Here is a 19,104-nt window from a genome sequence, read left to right as displayed (position 1 = left end):
GATGGAGGACTTTCTCGGTGCGCTGGTGCAGCGGATTGAAAATTCCGGCAGCAGCTTTTCCCAGCAAGGCTATACGGTGGTCGGTGAGCAGGTCATGCCGGTGCTGCAGGTCATGCTGGTTGCCTATGTCGCCTTCTACGGGCTGCAGCTGGTCACCGGCACGGCAAGGATTGCCGTCGGCGAGGTCGTCGCGCGACTGGCCCGGATGATGGTGATCCTGGCTCTGGTCAGCGCCTGGCCCGGCTTCGACGCGCTGATCTACCAGTGGATCAATGAGACGCCCGAGGATGTCGGCCGCGCTATCCTCGCCGCCTCCGGGACCGGGATTACCGAACCCACCAACGGACTGTCGCAGATCTGGCAGACCGCCAACGGCGCCGCCTCGGCCTTTGCCGAACAGTCGGGCTATTTCTCGATCCTGCCGAGCATGATCGGCGTGCTGGTCATGGCCGGCGCCGGCGTCTTCATCGCCGTGGCGCTTGCCATCCTGATCCTGGCCAAGGTCATGCTGTGGGTGCTGATCGCCACCGCCCCGATCTTCATCGCCTGCATGCTGTTTGAACGCACGCGCGGCTATGGCGTCGGCTGGTTCAACCAGGTTCTGACCTACGCCCTCATTCCCCTGTTCGTCTACGTGGTGGCCTCTTTCCTGATCGCCGCCATGGACCCGGAACTGTCGAAGATCGACGCCGCCAGCGGCGCCCGGACGCTGACACTGGCCGATACCGCCGGTTTCCTGCTTCTGTGCGCCGCCGGTGGTTTCGTCATGCTCTACATCCAGTCGATCAGCCAGGGCATTGCCGGCGGTCTCACCGGCGCAGTTGGCGCCGTCTCAGCCGGCCTGACACGCTCGGCCGCCTTCGGGCCTGCACGGGCCGCGGCCGGGTTTGCCGGGCGGGCCGGGCGCACCAGCTCGCCGTTTCGCCGCCTGCGGCGCGAGCGCAGCGCAGGCGATGCCAGCGAGCAGCGATCGGTGATGCAGGACAAGATCATACGGCAAAGCACACCGGCCTGAACCACAGGGGTTCGACCGCAGGGGGCATGGCGATGAAAGAAGCAGACGATGGACGCCTGGTGACCTACTACCAGAGCGGACATATCTGGGAGCAGGAGGTCGTCAACAAGGCCAGGCGATCGCAGGCCTTCGCCTGGCTGGTCACCGCCCTGTTTGGTGCCATTGCACTCGTCAGCCTGGTGACGCTTGCCCTGCTCGTGCCGCTGAAGGGATTTGAACCCTATCTGGTGGTGGTGGACCGGAACACCGGCTACGTCGAGGTGAAATCCGGTCTGACACGACCGACCAATCTCACCGAACAGCAGGCCGTCACCCAGGCCAATATCGTGCGCTACATCCGGGCCCGCGAAGGCTACGACCCGTTTGCCATCGAAGACAACTTCGCGCTTGCGGCGCTGTTGTCGACCGGCCGCGCCGCCCGGGCGCTCCAGGAGCTCTACAGCGCCACCAACCCCAACAACCCGGCGCGCCTGTACGGCACAAGCACCCGCGTCACCACCCAGATCGCCTCGGTGACCTTTCCCAATGCCAGCACCGGGATCGTCCGGTTCAGCACGGTGGAGGAATCCGACACCCAGGTGGTTCCCCGGCACTGGATCGCGGTGGTGCGCTTTCGCTATACCGACACACCTGCCACCAACGCCTGGCGCTTTGAAAACCCGCTCGGCTTCCAGGTCTATGACTATCGCCGCGACCAGGAGACGGTCACGGAGGGCGCGCCATGAGGGCACGGCGACCATGGCTGACTTGTGTCCTTCTGGCCCAGTTGAGCGTCAGCGCGCTGGCGGCGCAAACCCCTGCGGTCGGACAGCGCGACCCGCGGGTCACCACCGTGGTCTACCGGGACAACGACGTGGTGCGGGTGTTTGCCACCTATGGTTTTTCCACCATGATCGTCTTTGATCCCGACGAGGCCTTCGAGACCATCGCGCTGGGCGACAGCGACAGCTGGGACGTGGTTCCCACCGAGCGCGGCAACATTCTGTTCGTCAAGCCGAAAGCCCGCAACGTCACGACCAACATGAACGTCGTGACGACGAAACGCCTTTATCTCCTGGAACTCAACGACCAGGGGCCGGACGCCGCCAGCCACGTCTTTTCGATCCGCTTCGTCTATCCCGATCAACAGCGCGATGCCGCCCTGCGCCTCGAGGCGCAGGCGCGCACCGCCTATCCCAATATCGCCGGCATCGACAAGGCCAATGTCAACCTCGCCTACTCCTTCTCGGGCAATGACCGACTGAAGCCGTCCGTGGTCTTCGACGACGGCAAGAAGACCTTCTTCCGGTTTCCCGCAACCGTGCCCGCGATCTTCGCGGTGAAGGCCGATTTCAGCGAAACCCTGACAAATGCGCGCCGGGAAGGCGACTATCTCGTCGTCGACGGCACGGCGACGCAATACACCTTGCGCGACGGCAGCGACTGGATCTGCATCTTCAATCTGAGGAAGCCGGATTTTGGCGCAGCCGATGCCGACATCATGGCACCCGACCGAGAGGTCAAGGCAGTCCTCCGTCGCGGGAGTGGCAACTGATGCAGCGCTCACCCGAACTGCAGGCGATGCTGGCCGGCGACGCAGCCGCAATCGAAGACAAGCGCGCCCGACGCCGGCGCCGGCTGACGGTCGCCGCCCTGCTGAGCCTGGGTGCGGCCCTCGCCTATGGCCTGCTGCTGGTGCCCCGGAACCCAACCGTGGAAAGTCTCCGGAGTGACGAGGAGTTCACGACAACGCAGTTCCGGCCGCCGTCGTTCCTGCGCCAGGCCGAACCCGAGCGGCAAACCGAACCGGACATCCTGCGCCTGCCTGAGCCGCCGGTCGAAGACCCCGTCGAAACGGTCCCGGAACCGAGCCGGTTCGAGGTCCCCCCGCCTCCCGACCAACCGCTGCCGACGCCTGACGCCGCCGTCGCGCCACTCCAGCAGGAGGATTTCCCCAGCCGGTTTCTGTCAAAGCAGATCGTCCTCGACACCGGCGCCGGCGCCGTCGATGACACCAACGGTCTTGGCGGCGACGATGCTGCGGCCGTTGCCGGCGACGACCGCCACAGCCGGTTTCTGGCCTCTGCACAGGCCCTGCGGGATCGCACCGCCGTGGCGCGCCGCCTGGAGCGGCTCGATGCCCTGGTTGCGGAGGGCACGCTGATCCCCGGAATCCTGGAAACGGCCATCAACAGCGACCTGCCGGGACAGATCCGCGCCATCGTCTCCCGGGATGTCTATTCCTTCGACGGTCGCCGGGTGCTGATCCCGGCCGGGACGCGCCTGATCGGCGAATACCAGGCCGATACCACCCGCGGCCAGAGGCGCATCTTCGTGGTCTGGGCACGGCTGTTGCGCGACGACGGCGTCTCCGTGCGGCTTGCCAGCATCGGCGCCGACGGTCTCGGTCGCTCCGGACTGACGGGGCAGGTTGACAACAAGTGGCGCGAGCGGTTCGGATCGGCGATCCTGCTGTCGGTGATCGGCGCCGGCTCGAGCTATCTCACCGGCTACGGTGCCAGCCAATATGATGGCGGTGACGATCGCGACGACGCCGCGCGCGGCGCCGAACTCGCACGGCAGACCATTGCCGAAACCTTTTCCGATATGGCCAATCAGGTGCTCTCCGAAAATCTGCAGATCCCGCCGACGATCCATGTTCACCAGGGCGAGCGGATCTTCGTCTATGTCCGCCAGGACCTCGACTTCTCAAGCCTTTATCCCGATCCGCTCGACGAAGCCCTCAGGGAGATCCAGCATGAGCGCAAAGGGGCAAAAGCCCGCCACCGTTGACACCAGCGCCTTCTATTTCCTGCAGCGGGCGCTCGAGCCGCTGCGGCCGCTGCTCGACGATCCCGCCGTTGTCGAGATCTCGGTCAATCGGCCCGGCCACGCCTTCGTCGAGCGCCGCGGCATGGCCGTGATGGAGCATCATCCGATCCCGGCGCTGACGGCCCTGGAGATCCAGAACCTCGCCGAGCGCCTTGCCGGCGCCAGCCATCAGTTCGTCAGTCGCGCCCATCCGCTGCTCAGCACCGCCTTGCCGACGGGCGAACGGGTGCAGGTCATCCTGCCGCCGGCGGCCGTCGACGGCGGCGCACTGTCAATCCGCAAGCAGGTGATCAGCGCGCTGACGCTGGAACAGTTCCGCGATGGCGGCGCTCTCGACAAGGTCTCGGTCTGCGTCGGCGGCCTGAGTGAGACCGACCGCCTGCTCATCGACCTGCTGCGCACCGGGCAGATCTACGAGTTCATTTGCACGGCGGTGCGCAAACGGGTGTCGATGCTGATCAGCGGCGGCACCTCGACGGGCAAGACGACGCTGCTGAATGCCTGCCTGAAGATCGTCGATGCGCGCGAGCGCATCATCACCCTGGAGGACACCCGCGAGCTGTTCCCGCCGCAGGCCAACGCGGTGCATCTCGTGGCCTCGCGCGGCGACCAGGGCACCGCAGCGGTCACGGTTCAGTCCCTGCTGGAAGCGGCCTTGCGCATGCGGCCCGACCGATTGTTCGTCGGCGAGGTCAGGGGGCCGGAAGCCTTTGCCCTGCTGCGGGCGATCAACACCGGTCATCCCGGCAGCATGTCGACGGTTCACGCCGACACGCCGCTCGGCGCCTACGAGCAGCTGGCGATGATGACGCAGCAGGCGGGGCTCGGATCGGCTTATTCGAAGCAGGATCTGATGTCCTACATCCAGATGGTGATCCCGGTGGTCATCCAGCTGCATCGCGCGGGCGGGCGCCGTGGCGTGTCGGAAATCTATTTTGCGAGGCAGGCGCCGTGAGCGGCCCCTATCGTTTCGCCTACCTCCTGCTCTGCTGCAGCATCGGCTGCAGCGTCTGGGCGATCAGCTACGGCATCGTCCTGCAGGTGATCTACCAGGACGCGCGCATTCTCCAGCTGACGCTGGCTGCCAATCCGCTGGCACCGTTTCAGCAGCTCATGCGCTTCTGGGGCAGCCGGTCGCTGCAGGTCACCGCCGTGCTGGCGCTGGTGCCGGCCGTGGCTGTCAGCGCCACGGCGATCGCCCTCGGTCTACGGCGCCCGTCAAACCCGCTCGGCGACGCGGCCTTCCAGGATCTGGCTGACCTGCGGCGCGGGCACTGGTTTCGCCGGCGCGGCATCATTGTCGGCTGCATGGGGCGGCGCATCCTGCGCCGCGACGATGACCGTCATCACCTGGTGATCGGGCCGACACGCTCGGGCAAGAGCGTCGGTTACGTCATCCCCAACGCCCTGACCTTTCCAGGCTCGATGATCATCACCGACCTGAAGGGCGAGATTTTCCAGCACACGGCCGGTTACCGCAAGGCCATGGGCCACTCCGTCTTCCTGTTTGCACCGGGAGACGCGCGCAGCCACCGGTGGAACCCGCTCGATTTCGTACGCAGCGACCGCGGCAGTCGCAGCATCGATCTGCAAAACATGGCCAGCATTCTCGTGCCGGAGACTGCCGGTTCCGAAAATGCCGTCTGGCAGGCCACCGCGCAGCAGGTGATCGCCGGGGTGATCAGCTATGTCCTGGAAAGCCCGTATTATCGCGACCGGCGCAATCTCGGCGAGGTCAACGCAATCTTCAATTGCGGCGTCGATCTGCAGGAGCTGATGCGCCGGATCAAGGAGGCGGAACCGGATCTGTCACGCTTTACCGTCGACAGTTTCAACGCCTATATCGCGCTCAACGAACGGGCCGCCCGCTCCGCGCTGCTCGACATCCAGAAGGCCATGCTGCCGTTTCGCAACGAGCGGGTTCTGGCCGCCACCAGCGTCACCGACATCGATCTGGCGGCGATGCGTCGCCGGCCGGTGTCGATCTATCTGGCGCCGCGTATCAACGACATGACCATCCTTCGCCCGCTGCTGACGCTGTTCGTGCAGCAGAGCATGGAGCTGCTTACGCTTGACCATGATCCACGGGCGGTGCCCGCCTTCTTCCTCCTGGATGAGTTCCGGCAGTTGAAGAAGATGGAGGAGCTCATGAACAAGCTGCCCTATGTTGCTGGCTACAACATCAAAATCGCTTTCATCATTCAGGATCTGAAAAACATCGACGGGCTCTATGGCGAGACTGCCCGCCATTCGCTCCTGGGCAACTGCGGGCTGCAATTGATCCTCGGCGCCAATGACCAGGCAACTGCTGACTACGCATCGCGGGCGCTCGGCAAGCGCACGCTGCGATACAGTTCCGAAACCCGCAGCCTCGGCCTTCTTGCCGCTCCCCGCCGCACCCGGGTGGAGCAGGTGCGTGAACGCGATCTGATGATGCCGCAGGAGGTCCGGCAGATGCCATCTGACAAAATGGTGGTGCTGGTCGAGGGGCAGAAACCGATCCTCGCCTCCAAGCTTCGCAGCTACGAGCACAGATCCTTCAAGACGCAGGTCGCCTACGCTGTGGCACACCAGCCCGATGTCCCCGCCACCGAGTTTGCACCGCGCCTGCCGGTGCCGGCGGCCGATCAGGGCTACGGGCGTGCCGTCGCCACTGCGGATGCGAACTTTACGCGCCCGCCGCCGGTGACCGTTCAAAACGACAGCGATTCTGGACCCGAGGCGTGGCCGCAAGAGCGTTGTGCCACCACGGATGTCGAGGAGCTGGACCTGTCGGAGCGGCAAAGGGTGCTGGAGATGCAGCTGGAGCGATCTGAAAAGCGGCTGCGGACCCTGGTCGAGGAAGCCCCGGCAGGTCTGGCCCCGGCGGTACGACGCAGCGTCGCCGAGATCCTTGCTGAAACGGTGCCCGATCCCGCCGCACCGGAGACGCCGGACTGAAGGCGGCGACCCCGGTGGCAATTGATTTTCCTTGCGAATGGGTTGCGGTGTATTGCAGTGAAGTCCGCAGCGGTTTGCCATGCTGCCAAAGGAAAGACCCGGCGCAGGTCTGATGACATTTATTCAACCCACTTTGATGGGTTGAATGAACTGAAGAAGTGCATTATTTGAACCATTGAAAGGGTCAATTAATGCGTTTGACGCTCCAGACTCATTTTGATGGTGAGTGGCATGACGCCGCGACACTGGAACTCAAGGACGACGCGGCCGGCTTTCAGGGCGCGTCGATCGTCGATTACGATCTCGACTATTTCGTCACCGTGGCATCGGCGGAATTCGCGGCCGGAAGAACGGTCCGCGACCATCGCGCCTTGTCAGTCCGTTGTCCCGTTGATCTCGAAAATCGCTATAGCCGCAGCTGGCCGCCCTTCCTGTTGGATCTTATGCCCCAGGGGCATGCGAGGCGAAAGCTTGCCGAGCATCTCAATATTGCTGAAGGCTCGCGGGCGTCCGACCTGCCACTGCTTCTCCGATCGGCGACTGGCGGCATCGGCAATATCCGCATCAAAGAAGCGGCGGACGCCGAAGCGCAACGCCTGCGCGCTGTTGATCGCCAAGGGGTGACAGAGGCGGAAATCCTTGAGCGGTCCGATCGTTTCATGGAAGTCGCCGACCGCTTTGGAATGCTGGCCTCTGGCTCAAGCGGCCTGCAAGGCGAATGGCCAAAGGTCTCGATGACCCAGGCGAATGACGGGCTCTATTATCCCGACAGCTTCGTGACCGACGATGAGGCCGTGCGCCACGTTATCGTAAAACTGGTCCGCAGCAACGAGCCTGTAGACCGTCTGATTCTCGAAGGCGAAGCGCTCTATTCGCGGCTCGCTCAAGAGATCGGTCTTGATGTCAACGAACCTTCGACCCATGCCGAAGGCGTCCTGATCATTCCCCGGTTCGACCGGAAGAAGACACAAAGCGGCGCAACCGTCCGACTGGGGCAGGAAAGCCTCGTGTCCGCGATCGGCGTTGCCGATTTCGGTCATGTCGGCACGCACGAGGCCTACATAGACGTTCTGCGCCAGTATTCGGCTGATCCCTTCGCAGACATTGTTGAATACCTGAAGCGCGACATCGCCAACCTGGCGCTCGGCAATCCCGATAATCACGGCCGGAATTCCGCATTGAGCAAACACCAGGACGGCACGATCCGCCTGTCTCCGCTCTTTGATTTCGCGCCAATGCGGCTTGCCAGGGAGGGGGTTGTTCGCTCCACCCGATGGGCGATGATGCGTGACGCAGGTCGCGACCATCTTCCCGATTGGAAGCACATTTGCGGCGAACTGATGCCTGATCCTGATGAGCACAGTGGGTCCGCGGCCACGCTTGCCATGTTTGCCGAACACCTGCACCGGGCTCCGGCCATGGCGAAAGAGATGGGAGCGTCTACGGATATTCTCGAGCGTGCGATGGGACGCTGCAGTGAAATTGCAGATAGCGTGCTGGCGGTATGCCGCTGATGGCGAAGGGCAGCTAAATGGCTCGCTGGAAGAAGCCCACGAAAGACGAGATCTTGGAAAACCGGCAGACGCTGGCAGAGCGTGCTCGAACAGGTGATCTAAGGCTACCCGGCGCTGTATCAGAGATCCGTAAGGGGTTTGGCATGACGCAGGAGGAGTTTGCCAAGACGCTTGCACTTACGAGGCGTCAAGTAGCAGAAATCGAGGCGGGGGTGGCGAATCCAACCTTGGAAACGCTGGAGAAGATTGGTCGACTATTCGGCTTCAGCGTGGGCTTTATACCGAAAGGAAGATAAGCTGGATAGAACGTGCTGCCGGACGGACCTGACCACCCAGCCGCACCACTTGCACGCACGAGCGTGATGCCGGCGGCGATGACAAAGGCGGGCAATAGACCGTTGCCGCACCTTGCACATCCGCAGCGATGAAATGCTCGCACGCGAAGCGCCCGCGACATTCGCCGAACAAGATCTTACGGTCTTCGTCGGCGGGAGATGGCAAAGACCGCGGATGTGCTTGTGGCCCATGGCCTGGCGACCGGCCTCTGGTACCGGCGCCCGAAGGAGGCGGTTGCAATGCGGCCGCGCCGGGATGACGGACGGCCATGCGGTCGGTATCGAAAGATGCCTGCCGCTGGCCGCCCGCAAGGCACAGGCTAGATCTGGCGTCCGAGCACTCCATCGACCGAATAGCGATTGGACCCACGCACAGCAAAGAACAGGAAGATCGCCGTCCAGAGGATGGATTTCTCTGCGCCGGCGAGGCCTTCGCCTTGGACGACGCCGTGGAAATAGACCGTGACCAGCAGCACGATCATTGCCGCAAAGCTTGCCGGACGGGTCAGGAAACCAACTGCGACGAAGATCCCGCCAAAGAACTCGGTGCACGCCAGCAGGAGGGACCACAGGTTGCCGGGGTAGAACCCGAGGCTTTCCACCATTCCGGCGGCGCCGAATGGGTTGATGATCTTTCCATAGCCGTGGGTGACCAGCAGAGCGCCAGCGGCAAAGCGCAGTACGGTTTCGCCCACCGGCTCGAGCGGACGGTAAAGCCTGCCAAGCGAGGGGGCTATCAGGCGCGGTCTCGCAGCTGGGTGATCAAAGTCGGTCATCGCAATCTTCCTTATGCAAATGCTGCCGTTGTCAGCCATGCGAGTGACACTGTCGAGTGGCTGTTTCAGGCAGGCTTCTGACTTTCTCGTGATCGCCGCCCAAGCATAGTCGATCGCGGCACGATCAGGCAAAACCCTGATATCGCAGCGCATCTTGATCGGCGTGCTCCCCCACGGTCGTCAGGCGATGCCACCGAGGCAGACGTATTTCAGCTCGAGAAACTCCTCCAGTCCATAGCGCGACCCTTCACGCCCGAGCCCGGACTGTTTGGTGCCCCCGAAGGGCGCCGCCGCCGTCGAGATCAGACCGGTGTTGACGCCGACCATGCCATATTCCAGCGCCTCGGCGACCCTGAACACCCGCGACAGGTCGCGCGCGTAAATGTAGGACGCCAGGCCGAATTCCGTATCATTGGCCTGCGCAATGACGTCCGCCTCGTCGCGGAAGCGAAACAGCGCCGCCACCGGACCAAAGGTCTCTTCGCGCGCAACCGCCATGCCTGCGGTGACGTCGGCCAGAACGGTGGCCTCATAGAAGGTGCCTCCGAGGCTGTGGCGCCTGGCGCCGACGAGCACCCGTGCACCCCTGCGCACCGCGTCAGCAACATGCGCTTCCACTTTCTCCAGGGCCGCCGCGTCGATCAGCGGCCCCAGCACCACGCCCTCGTCGCAGCCATTGCCGGTCACGAGCCGCGCAACGGCGCTCGCGAGCCTGTCGGCGAAGGCGTCATAGACGGCATCCTGGACGTAGATGCGGTTGGCGCAGACGCAGGTCTGTCCGTTGTTGCGGAACTTGGCGAGGATGGCACCCTCGACCGCCGCCTCCAGATCGGCATCGTCAAAGACGATGAAGGGGGCATTGCCCCCGAGCTCGAGAGCGAGTTTCTTGATGGTCGCCGCCGACTGCCTGTAGAGCTTGGCACCGACTTCAGTCGAGCCGGTGAAGGTGAGCTTGCGCACCCGCGCATTGGCCGTCATCTCGCCACCGATCTCGCGCGCCGACCCGGTCAACACGCTGAACAGCCCCTTCGGCAGTCCGGCCTCTTCGGCCAAAACCGCCAGCGCAATGGCCGAGAACGGCGTCTGCTCGGCCGGTTTCAGCACCATGGCACAGCCGGCGGCAAGCGCCGGGGCAGCCTTGCGGGTGATCATCGCCATGGGGAAATTCCACGGCGTGATGGCGGCGACCACGCCGACCGGCTGCTTCAACACCATGATGCGCTTGTCCGGCTGATGGCCGGGGATCATGTCGCCGTAGACCCGCTTGCCCTCTTCGGCAAACCACTCGATGAAGCTTGCGCCATATTCGATTTCGCCTGCGGCTTCCAGGAGCGGCTTGCCCTGCTCACAGGTCAGGATCGCGGCAAGGTCGCTCTTGTTGGCGAGGATCAGATCAAACCACCGCCGCAGAACCGCACACCGGTCTGCAGCGGTGCGTACCGCCCACACCTTCTGCGCCGTCTCTGCGGCTTCGATGGCGGCGCGCGTTTCTGCCGCGCCGAGATTGGGAACCTGGCCGATCACCTCGCCGGTTGCGGGATTGGTCACGGCAATCGGCTGGTGCGCTGTTGCGTCGAGCCAATCGGTGCCGACGCAGGCGGCCTGTCGGAACAGGGCGGGGTTTTGCAAGTGCATGGGAAAATCCTTTCAATGCATGAGATGTAGCCAGAGTGATGATCGTGCCGTTTGGTAAGGGAGCCGGTGGACGGAAGCGGCATCGGCGGTCGCTCGCTGCGCCCCTGCCGGGCCATCCGCCGCCTTGCGCTGCACAGACAGGGCGTTGACGCCCTTGCGGCCCGCCGCAAATCCCCCTAGTCTGATGTCATCGTGACCCTGCCAGGGACGGCACGATCTTCGCTTTTGCAAAGGTCCGCGTGCACCAACGTCCGGCAGCCAATTCAAGCAATCTCCTGCGCCGGACGCGGGGAGAATGTCGTGTCGCGTCTTACAGCCAAAACCCTGGACGCCGCCGATCCGCGGCGCGTTGATCAGGACGATGCGGTCAGCCGCCAACGGGAGGGCGAGATCGCCGCAGAGGCGAGAGCCCTGTTTGCCGACCAGGCAACGACCGCCGTGGCCTTCTGCGGCCTCGATGCCTGGTTCGACGGCAACACGGCCGAAACCCGGCGGTGGGCCAATATCCTTCGACGGCTCCAGAATTAGCACGAGCCTGTCTCCGGTCTGCTCGGGGAATCGAGCGCATAGCCGGCGCCCCGCACGGTGCGGATCAGGTCCGGTCCGAACCTGAGCAGCTTTCGTCGGATGTGGCCGATGTGGATGTCGACAGTCCTCGGCTCCACCTCCGCGCCGGCCGGCCAGCAGCGCGCGACCAGCGCCTCGCGGTCGCACACCCCGGTCGGCCGTTCCAGCAGGCAGCGCAACAGGCGAAACTGCAGCGCCGTCAGCGGCACGGGCTGCCCGGCGCGCTGGACCTTCATGCCGGCGACATCCATGCGAAGGTCATCCCATCGAAGCGTTGTGCCGCAGTCGACAAGATTGCTCCTGTTGCGCTGGCGAAGCCGTGACAGAAAGCCGATCAAGGCCGCAGGATCAAACGGCCGCGATAGCAGCAGATCCGGTGCCGCAAGCCCGTCTGCCCCGGCCTCGGCATTCCTGGCAAACACGATCAGCGGCACGCCTGGCAGGGCGCGCCTGAACGGGTCCAGGGACCGCGTAGCGTGCGGTTGCCATTCCAGCACCACAGCACCGACGTCACGATGGCTCGCCTGCGCCGACATCTCCTCGACGTCGCTGCACAGCGCCGCATCGAAACCTTCGCTGGCGAGGATATGGCGCAGGAACAGGAAGAGCTGGACATCGCCGGTGCCGACCAAGGCTGTTTGCATCGCAAGGATCCCCCGCTCAAACGGGCGCGAATTCGCCACCGTTGACGTCGAGGATGGCGCCGTTGACGAAGCCGGCGGCCTCCGACGCTAGAAAGGCGGCCGCCGCGGCGACATCAGCGGGACGCCCCAATCTGCCGACCGGGATACGCTGCAACGCCGCCTGGTTTTGCGCGTTTTGAGCCGATCCGGTCATCGGCGTCAGGATCCGGCCCGGAGCAATGACATTCACCGTCACGCCGGTCCCCGCGCAGGCCGTCAGGATGGAACGCGCAAGGCCCGAAAGCGCGGCCTTGGAGGCGACATAGGCCGGGCCGGCAATCTTTGGCGTCGTGCGGGCAGCAATCGAGCCGATCAGGATGATGCGTCCGAACCGTGCCGCCTTCATTCCCGGCAATACCGACTGGCAGCACAGCAGCGATCCGGTCAGGTTGACGGCAAGCACGTCATTCCAGTCCGAAAGCGGGAGGGTCTCCAGGCTCGTCGCTCCCGCAACGCCCTTGGGCGAAATGCCGGCATTGCAGATCAGCGTATCGGGCTGCCGCCAGATGTCTGCGACGGTTTCGAAGAAGTCTGCAACGGCAGCAGCGGTGCGAACGTCGAGGCAGCGGCCGAGCACGCGGCCGTCGCCGAACTCCTGCTGCAGTCTGCCGCTGATCTCCTCCACCTGGTCGGCATGCGAGGCGAAGAAGGCCACCCGGTAACCCTCCCCGAGCAACTGTCTCACCGTCGCAAGCCCGATCCCGCTGCTGCCCCCGCTGACCACGGCCACCCGTCTGGGGTCGGGGTGCCGGCCTGTCATCGCTGTTCGTCCATCGCCGCAAACAGGGACAGCGGTGGATGCGCCTCCGGGTCGGTCATCACCTCGATCACCCAGGGAGCCCGCGAGGTGATGGCGCTGTCGATCTGGGCGGCCAGATCGTCCGGCTCGGCGACGCGGACTGCCTGGCACCCGCAAGCCCTGGCAATCTGCGTGTGATCCACCGGCGAAAAGTGGCAGGCGGAGGTATAGCTGCCGAACTTGACGGTTTCCGCATCGCGCTGATAGCCGAGGATGCCATTGTTCAGCACGATCGTCACCACCGGGATGTCAAGCCGGACCATGGTCTCCAGCTCCGCCCAGCTGTGGGCAAAGCCGCCATCGCCCACCAGGGCCACCACCGGCTTGTGCGGATCGGCAAGTTTGGCGCCAATCGCCAGCGGCAATCCCCAGCCAAGCCCGGCCAGCCCCCTGGGGGTGATGAACCGCCCGCCGCCTGGTCCGGCCCGCAGTTGTCCCGCCACCCACATCGACGAATAGCTCGCATCCGCAACGACCGTCAGGCCGTGGCTGAGCCAGGGCTGCAGCTCGCGCATGATCCTCTCCGGCCGCAGCGGCGATGTTGCAGCGTTCCAGACATCCGCGCGCGCCGTTTCAAATCGCTGCCAGCATTCGGCAATGCGGAGCTCCAGATGTCGCCGCTCGCTGCGCCTGTGCGTCAGGTCGATGGACTCAAGGACGCGGCAAAGCGCTGCGAGCGTCTCGGCCGCATCGCCGGCCAGACGCAGCGCTTCGTAGGTGCGGCCGATTTCTGCCGGATCGATGTCGATGTGGATCACCCGGGCGGTCGGCGGGATCTGTCGCCAGCTGTCTGTGCCGTTCTGGTTGGTGCGCGTGCCGACAAGAACGACAAGGTCGGCGTTCTCGATGAAGGCCTTGGTCTGGTGGCCGAGGGCGCGCGGACCGGTCAATGCCCCCAGGACCCCGAGCGACAGCGCATGATGCTCGTCGACGGCCCCCTTGCCCATGTTCGTCGTGGCGATCGGGACGCAGGCCGTCTCCTGCAGCCGCGCCAGCATCGCAGCGGCGCCGGAGGCATGCACGCCGCCACCGGCCAGCACCACGGGCGCCTGCGCGCCGGCAATCCATTGCGCCGCCTGCTCGATCACGCCATCGGCCGGGCGCATGCGGTCGAGCGGCCAGTGGCCGAGGTTGGCCCGGCGTCCCGAAGGGATGCCGTCCATCGTCTCGCGTAGGAGATCGGCCGGCAGCAGCAGTGCCACCGGCCCCGGCCGGCCGGAGGCCGCTGCCGTAAAGGCGGCATCGAGATAATCGTCGATGCGCTCGGGCAGGTTCACCCGCCGGACCCATTTGGTGCAGGACTGAAACAGCGCGATCTGATCCAGGTCCTGAAATGCGTTCTTGTCGGTCTGATGGCGCTCGACGTCCTGCACCAGCGCAACGATCGGAATGCTCGCTTTCAGCGCTTCTGCCAGTGGCGCCACAAGCAGCGTGGCGGCCGGTCCGTTCTGGGCCGCGACGACGGCCACCTTGTGGGACATTCGCGCATAACCGTCCGCCATTGCTCCGCCCATGTTCTCCTGCCGGTAGGCGATCTGGCGGATGCCGAGCGCTTCGGCAGCCAGGATCACCGCCGACGGCAGGCTCTGGGCGAAGATGAGGTCGACGCCATGACGTTGCAGGCCCGCAGCCACGCGCTCGGCGACGGTTTCGGATCGCGGATTGAGGGTCATTGCTGTGCCTCCTGTGTGTCGGTGCCGGCCTCGGCCACAAAGGCCGCAAAGGTCTTTGCAACGTGATCCAGGTCGTCGTTCGTCATCGCCGTCGAGAGACTGGCTGCAGCCCCCAGCGGCAAGAGGATGTCCTGGGCGCGGAAGAACCGCGTCAGCGCCACAAGGCGTTTTTCCTCTTCCGCGCAGGTCAGGGTTTCGGCGTAGGTCCGCGGCGCCTGCCGCTTGCCATGGATGCGAAACAGCGAGGCTGCGCCGGTGACCGAAAACGGTGCCTGCGCCTGCGCCGCGATGCTGGAAAGCCGGGCCCGCAGCGCGTCGCCCTTTCTCTCCAGGTCTTCAAAGCAGCGCTCGTCGGCCGCCTCCATGGCCACCAGGCCGGCGCGCATGGAAACCGGATTGGCCGAAAACGTTCCGCCTTGGGACACGGTCGCGGCGTTTGCTCCGGTGCCAAAGACGGCCATCACGTCGCCACGACCACCGACGGCACCGATCGGGAAGCCGCCGCCGATGATCTTGCCGCCGGTCAGCAGATCCGGCTGTAGCCCGTAGCGGTGCGAGGCGCCGCGAAAGCCCTGCCGCAGATTGAGAACCTCATCGGCGATGATCAGGATGCCGTGCTGTCTGGCCACCGTCATCAATCCGGTGATGAACTCACGGGTCGGCGCAATCAGCCCTGCCCGGCTCGGCATCGGGTCGATCAAAACGGCCGCAAGCCGATCGGCATGGGCGGTGAGTGCAGCTTGCGTGCCTGCCACATCGTTGAAGCGGAGATGAAGCACGTCGCTCTCGTGGTTGCCGTCGCGTGGCGCCGGGCGATATTGCTCCCCTTCCGCCCAGTCGTAGGCGCCGTGATAGGCACCTTCGAACCGCGCCACCGCCGGCCGGCCGGTAAAGGCCCGCACCGCCTTGACGGCGAACATCACCGCTTCCGTCCCGGTGTTGACGAAGCGGATCTTTTCGAGCGCCGGAATGCGCGATACCAGGAGCTCGGCCAGGGCGATCTCGTGGATGGTGGGATTGGCAAAGCAGGAGCCCGACCGCAGCAATTGCGCCGCCGCCTCGACGACAGGCTCGAAGGCATGCCCGTGCAGCAAGGTCGTGAAGTTGTTGTTGAGGTCGAGAAGCCGGTGACCGTCGACGTCGACGACAAACGCGCCCTCTCCCCTGGCGACATAGATGGGATGAGGATCCCGCTCGATGGTGGCGCGCGTCACGCCGCCCGGAAACACGGCCTGGCCGCGGCGATAGAGTTCCCTCGAGCGCGGACGGGATGTGTCCGCCACCCCTGCCATTGCTATGGACATGTTGATGACCCCTGTTGCTGGCGATACCAAAGCTTTGCGTTGGCTTTGTATTTTGTTGCAACAAAAATGCTGGAGGTCAAGACGTCATAACAAAATTACCAGATCAGCCGCCGCTGTCCTGGCGCAACGAGGCGCGCAGGCGCCGATAGCCGTCGCGAATGTCGTTCTCGAACGCGGCGCGCAGCGCCTTGGCGTCCCGGTCCTGCAGGGCTTCGATCGCCATCTGGTGGTTGCGCACCCCGTGACGGGCCTCTGCAAATTCCGGATAGAGGCCGTAGAACGATGGCCCGACGCGCAGCCACTGCGCCTCGATCAGCGCGATCAGATGCGGCATGCCCGACAGTCTGTAGACCAGGAAGTGAAATTCCTTGTTGTGCCACAGCGCCTCGCTGTAGGCCTTTGTTTCCAGGCTTTTGTTGATGTCGATCTGGATCTCGAGCAGCTTTTCGATGTGATGATCCTGGCAGTGGGCTGCCGCCTGCTCTGCCGCCAACCCTTCCAGCGCCAGGCGGATCAGCGTCACCTCGCGCAGGTCGTCTTCGCTCAGGAACGGCACGATCACCGTCTTGGGTCCGGCATAGACTAGGGCGCCTTCCGCCGTGAGCCTGTTGATGGCATCGCGCGCCGGCGTCGAGCTGACGCCCAGCGCATCGGCAAGCGAGCGCACCGTCATCTTGTCGCCCGGTCGGTAGCCGCCGCGCGTCAGACGGTCCCGCAATTCGCCGTAGGCCGCTTCTCCGAGCCGCACGGTCTGCCCTGTTTTCCAGTCTGCCGCTGTCGTCGACGCCATTTTGCCTCCTTCTGCGTTGACACGCGCCTATTTTGATGCAACAAAAAATGAAATACGAAGATTTTGCAAAGTTTGTCGCGCCATTTCTCTACCTGAACGGGCCCCGCTAGTCATCACAGCGGCGGGTGCCGTCAGCGACGGAATCAGGATGCTCCTGCGACGCGGCAGTCAACCCAAGAACAAGCGGGGGAACAGTGTGATCGGTGAACGACTGACACTTCAGGACATCCAGAAGCAATACGGCCTTGCCTGGGCCGTGCGTGACGCCAGCGTCGAGGTGGCGGCAGGCGAATTCATCTCGATCGTCGGTCCGTCGGGGTCCGGCAAGACGACCCTTCTGACGATGATCGCCGGCTTCGAGATGCCCACCCGAGGCACGATCCGGGTGGGCGGCAAGGACATCACCTTCCTGGCACCCAATCGGCGCGACATCGGCATGGTGTTCCAGAAGTACGCGCTCTTCCCGCACTTGTCGGTGCGGCAGAACATCGAGTTTCCACTGCGCATGCGCAACCGCTCGCAGTCGGGCTCCGCCAGGGCCCGGGTCGACGATATGCTGGATCTGGTCCAGCTGCGGCCCTTCGCCGACCGCTTTCCGCATGAGCTGTCAGGCGGGCAGCAGCAAAGGGTTGCCGTGGCGCGGGCGCTGATCTTTGGCCCCCCGGTGATCCTGATGGACGAACCGCTGGGCGCTCTCGACAAGAAGCTGCGGGAATCGATGCAGTTTGAGATCAAGCGGCTGCAGGAAAGCCTCGGAACCACGGTCGTCTATGTGACGCATGACCAGGACGAGGCCCTGACGATGTCGGACCGGGTGGCGGTGATGCGCGATGGCCGCATCGAGCAGATCGGCCGCCCCAGCGAACTCTATTCCGATCCGAAGACCGCCTTCGTCGCCGATTTTCTCGGCTCCATTAACTTCATCCCGGCCCGCCTCCTGTCCCGGGCTGGCGATGTCGTGACCGCGCAAATCGGTTCGGGCCAGATCGTCACCGCGCGCCTGTCGCGCGAGGATGCTGCCGGCCTCGAGGCCGGTGACGCCCTGCAGCTGGCCGTGCGCCCGGAACACATCGGCTTCAACGCAGCCGCGGCCGAAAACGCGGTGACGCTTGAGGGGCGGCTGGAAAACGTGGTCTTCGCCGGCGCCACCGTCATGGTCTTCGTGCGCCTTTGCGCCACCGGCCAGACGGTGCGGGTTCAGGTTCCCTCTCTCGACCTGTCCCTGCCCGACAAGAGCAGCACCGTGGCGCTCACCCTGTCGGCCACGACCGTCAAGGCCTTTGGCGGCGACAGAGGGGGTGAAGCATGAGCACGGGCGCATCCATCCCTCGCACGTCCCGGGTCTCCATTTTCGTTCGCGGCCGTTCCGCCAGACGCTATGCACCGCTGACCTCGCTGTTGCTCGTCCTGCCGCTGTTTGTGACCTTCGCCATCGGGTTCCTCTATCCGGTGGCCATGCTGGTCGATCTCAGTTTCTCCACCGGGCTTGCGCCCTATCGGCGGCTCGTCGAGGAGAGCCTCTACCTGGACGTCCTGGGGACAACGGTGGTGACAGCCGGTGCGGTCGCCCTGCTATGCCTGCTGCTGGGCTACCCGGTCGCCTATGCCATGGCGCGCCGCGGTGGCAAGGCAGCCCTGATCACCGCCGCATGCGTGCTGATTCCGCTGTGGACCTCGGTGCTGATCCGCTCCTATGCCTGGATCGTGCTGCTCCAGCGCAACGGGATCGTCAACACGCTCCTGCAAGCCTCCGGTCTGAGCGATGGTCCCCTCACCCTTCTCTACACCCAGGGTGCGGTGATCCTGGCGATGACCCATGTGCTGCTGCCCTTCGCCATCCTGCCGATCCACTCGACCCTTAGGATGCTGCCGGCAGATCTGACGCGCGCCGCGGCCAACCTGGGAGCGGGACCGGTGCGGGCCTTTCTCTCGGTGACATTGCCGCTGAGCCTTCCCGGCGTGTTTGCCGGCGCCGTCCTCTGCTTCGTGCTGGCTTTGGGATTTTACATCACGCCGGCGCTGGTGGGCGGTCCGGGCTCCATGCTGATGGCAACCTTGATCGGTCAGCAGACGACGGTCGTTCTCGACTGGCCCTTCGCTGCGGCCCTGTCCACCGTCCTGCTCGCCATCACGCTTTTGATCGTCCTGGCGTCCCAGCGCGTCGTCGCACTCAGCAAGGGGTTTTCCAATGGTCACTGAAGGGACATCCAGCCTTCCGATTGCCGCTGCCGGCGAAGCAACCGCATCGGCCCGGTCACCAAG

The 19,104-nt window shown here is 64.6% G+C and carries 18 protein-coding genes; 11 read left to right on the top strand and 7 right to left on the bottom strand.

From position 1 onward, the window contains the following. The first annotated feature begins 1 nt into the window (after position 1). The 8 genes from EO99_RS0119565 to EO99_RS0119530 all read left to right on the top strand — a co-directional run bounded on the left by EO99_RS0119565 (position 2) and on the right by EO99_RS0119530 (position 8,576). Positions 2-1,015 (top strand): type IV secretion system protein, encoded by a 1,014-nt coding sequence (locus EO99_RS0119565; protein ID WP_029620278.1) that lies wholly within the window; start codon positions 2-4, stop codon positions 1,013-1,015. A 32-nt stretch (positions 1,016-1,047) separates the two neighbouring features. Next, positions 1,048-1,740: a virB8 family protein gene (locus EO99_RS0119560; RefSeq protein WP_029620277.1), complete on the top strand. Its 693-nt coding sequence runs from the start codon at positions 1,048-1,050 to the stop codon at positions 1,738-1,740. Further along, positions 1,737-2,549, top strand: coding sequence for a TrbG/VirB9 family P-type conjugative transfer protein (locus EO99_RS0119555; protein ID WP_051679967.1), 813 nt, complete (start codon positions 1,737-1,739; stop codon positions 2,547-2,549). The genes EO99_RS0119560 and EO99_RS0119555 overlap by 4 nt, the downstream gene beginning before the upstream one ends. After that, a complete protein-coding gene (gene virB10 / locus EO99_RS0119550; RefSeq protein WP_029620275.1) occupies positions 2,549-3,787 on the top strand; it encodes a type IV secretion system protein VirB10 in 1,239 nt (412 codons plus the stop codon). Before EO99_RS0119555 ends, virB10 begins: the two co-directional genes overlap by 1 nt. Then, positions 3,753-4,781 (top strand): P-type DNA transfer ATPase VirB11, encoded by a 1,029-nt coding sequence (gene virB11, locus EO99_RS0119545; RefSeq protein WP_029620274.1) that lies wholly within the window; start codon positions 3,753-3,755, stop codon positions 4,779-4,781. The genes virB10 and virB11 overlap by 35 nt, the downstream gene beginning before the upstream one ends. Then, positions 4,778-6,766 carry a type IV secretory system conjugative DNA transfer family protein gene (locus EO99_RS0119540; RefSeq protein ID WP_029620273.1) on the top strand — a complete coding sequence of 663 codons (1,989 nt, stop codon included), beginning with the start codon at positions 4,778-4,780 and terminating at the stop codon, positions 6,764-6,766. The genes virB11 and EO99_RS0119540 overlap by 4 nt, the downstream gene beginning before the upstream one ends. 191 nt (positions 6,767-6,957) lie before the next feature. After that, the gene (locus EO99_RS0119535; protein ID WP_029620272.1) at positions 6,958-8,280 is read left to right on the top strand and encodes a type II toxin-antitoxin system HipA family toxin; all 1,323 of its coding nucleotides are present in this window, start codon (positions 6,958-6,960) and stop codon (positions 8,278-8,280) included. Positions 8,281-8,297: 17 nt separating this feature from the next. Beyond that, positions 8,298-8,576: a helix-turn-helix transcriptional regulator gene (locus EO99_RS0119530; protein ID WP_029620271.1), complete on the top strand. Its 279-nt coding sequence runs from the start codon at positions 8,298-8,300 to the stop codon at positions 8,574-8,576. A 359-nt stretch (positions 8,577-8,935) separates the two neighbouring features. Here the strand turns inward: EO99_RS0119530 and EO99_RS0119525 are convergent, their stop codons facing one another. Both EO99_RS0119525 and EO99_RS0119520 read right to left on the bottom strand, forming a co-directional pair. Then, a complete protein-coding gene (locus EO99_RS0119525) occupies positions 8,936-9,391 on the bottom strand; it encodes a DoxX family protein (RefSeq protein ID WP_029620270.1) in 456 nt (151 codons plus the stop codon). 180 nt (positions 9,392-9,571) lie between these two features. Further along, positions 9,572-11,026, bottom strand: a complete 1,455-nt coding sequence (locus EO99_RS0119520) for an NAD-dependent succinate-semialdehyde dehydrogenase (RefSeq protein WP_029620269.1) — start codon at positions 11,024-11,026, stop codon at positions 9,572-9,574. A 300-nt stretch (positions 11,027-11,326) separates the two neighbouring features. Here EO99_RS0119520 and EO99_RS0119515 point away from each other — a divergent pair, with 300 nt between their 5' ends. Continuing rightward, positions 11,327-11,554, top strand: coding sequence for a hypothetical protein (locus EO99_RS0119515; protein WP_029620268.1), 228 nt, complete (start codon positions 11,327-11,329; stop codon positions 11,552-11,554). Here EO99_RS0119515 and EO99_RS0119510 read toward each other — a convergent pair. From EO99_RS0119510 to EO99_RS0119490, 5 genes are all read right to left on the bottom strand, one after another. Continuing rightward, on the bottom strand, positions 11,551-12,237 hold the full coding sequence (locus tag EO99_RS0119510) for a winged helix-turn-helix transcriptional regulator (protein WP_029620267.1): 687 nt from the start codon (positions 12,235-12,237) through the stop codon (positions 11,551-11,553). The two genes, EO99_RS0119515 and EO99_RS0119510, sit on opposite strands and share 4 nt — an antisense overlap. 16 nt (positions 12,238-12,253) lie before the next feature. After that, entirely contained in the window at positions 12,254-13,036 is a 783-nt protein-coding gene (gene fabG, locus EO99_RS0119505) for a 3-oxoacyl-ACP reductase FabG (protein WP_029620266.1), read from the bottom strand. Beyond that, positions 13,033-14,748 carry an acetolactate synthase catalytic subunit gene (locus EO99_RS0119500; protein WP_029620265.1) on the bottom strand — a complete coding sequence of 572 codons (1,716 nt, stop codon included), beginning with the start codon at positions 14,746-14,748 and terminating at the stop codon, positions 13,033-13,035. Before EO99_RS0119500 ends, fabG begins: the two co-directional genes overlap by 4 nt. Beyond that, positions 14,745-16,052, bottom strand: coding sequence for an aspartate aminotransferase family protein (locus EO99_RS0119495; RefSeq protein WP_029620264.1), 1,308 nt, complete (start codon positions 16,050-16,052; stop codon positions 14,745-14,747). The genes EO99_RS0119500 and EO99_RS0119495 overlap by 4 nt, the downstream gene beginning before the upstream one ends. 103 nt (positions 16,053-16,155) lie before the next feature. After that, positions 16,156-16,842: a GntR family transcriptional regulator gene (locus EO99_RS0119490; RefSeq protein ID WP_029620263.1), complete on the bottom strand. Its 687-nt coding sequence runs from the start codon at positions 16,840-16,842 to the stop codon at positions 16,156-16,158. Between the two features lie 196 nt (positions 16,843-17,038). On the opposite strand from EO99_RS0119490, the gene EO99_RS0119485 reads away from it, so the two are divergent. After that, on the top strand, positions 17,039-18,151 hold the full coding sequence (locus tag EO99_RS0119485; RefSeq protein ID WP_051679982.1) for an ABC transporter ATP-binding protein: 1,113 nt from the start codon (positions 17,039-17,041) through the stop codon (positions 18,149-18,151). Further along, positions 18,148-19,041, top strand: coding sequence for an ABC transporter permease (locus EO99_RS0119480; RefSeq protein ID WP_029620261.1), 894 nt, complete (start codon positions 18,148-18,150; stop codon positions 19,039-19,041). Before EO99_RS0119485 ends, EO99_RS0119480 begins: the two co-directional genes overlap by 4 nt. The last annotated feature ends 63 nt before the right edge of the window (positions 19,042-19,104 follow it).

It is taken from the genome of Pseudorhizobium marinum (genome assembly GCF_000705355.1).
Taxonomy (GTDB): domain Bacteria; phylum Pseudomonadota; class Alphaproteobacteria; order Rhizobiales; family Rhizobiaceae; genus Neorhizobium; species Neorhizobium pelagicum.
Note: the sequence above shows the minus strand (reverse complement) of the source record. Positions and strands in the feature narration are given on the sequence as shown.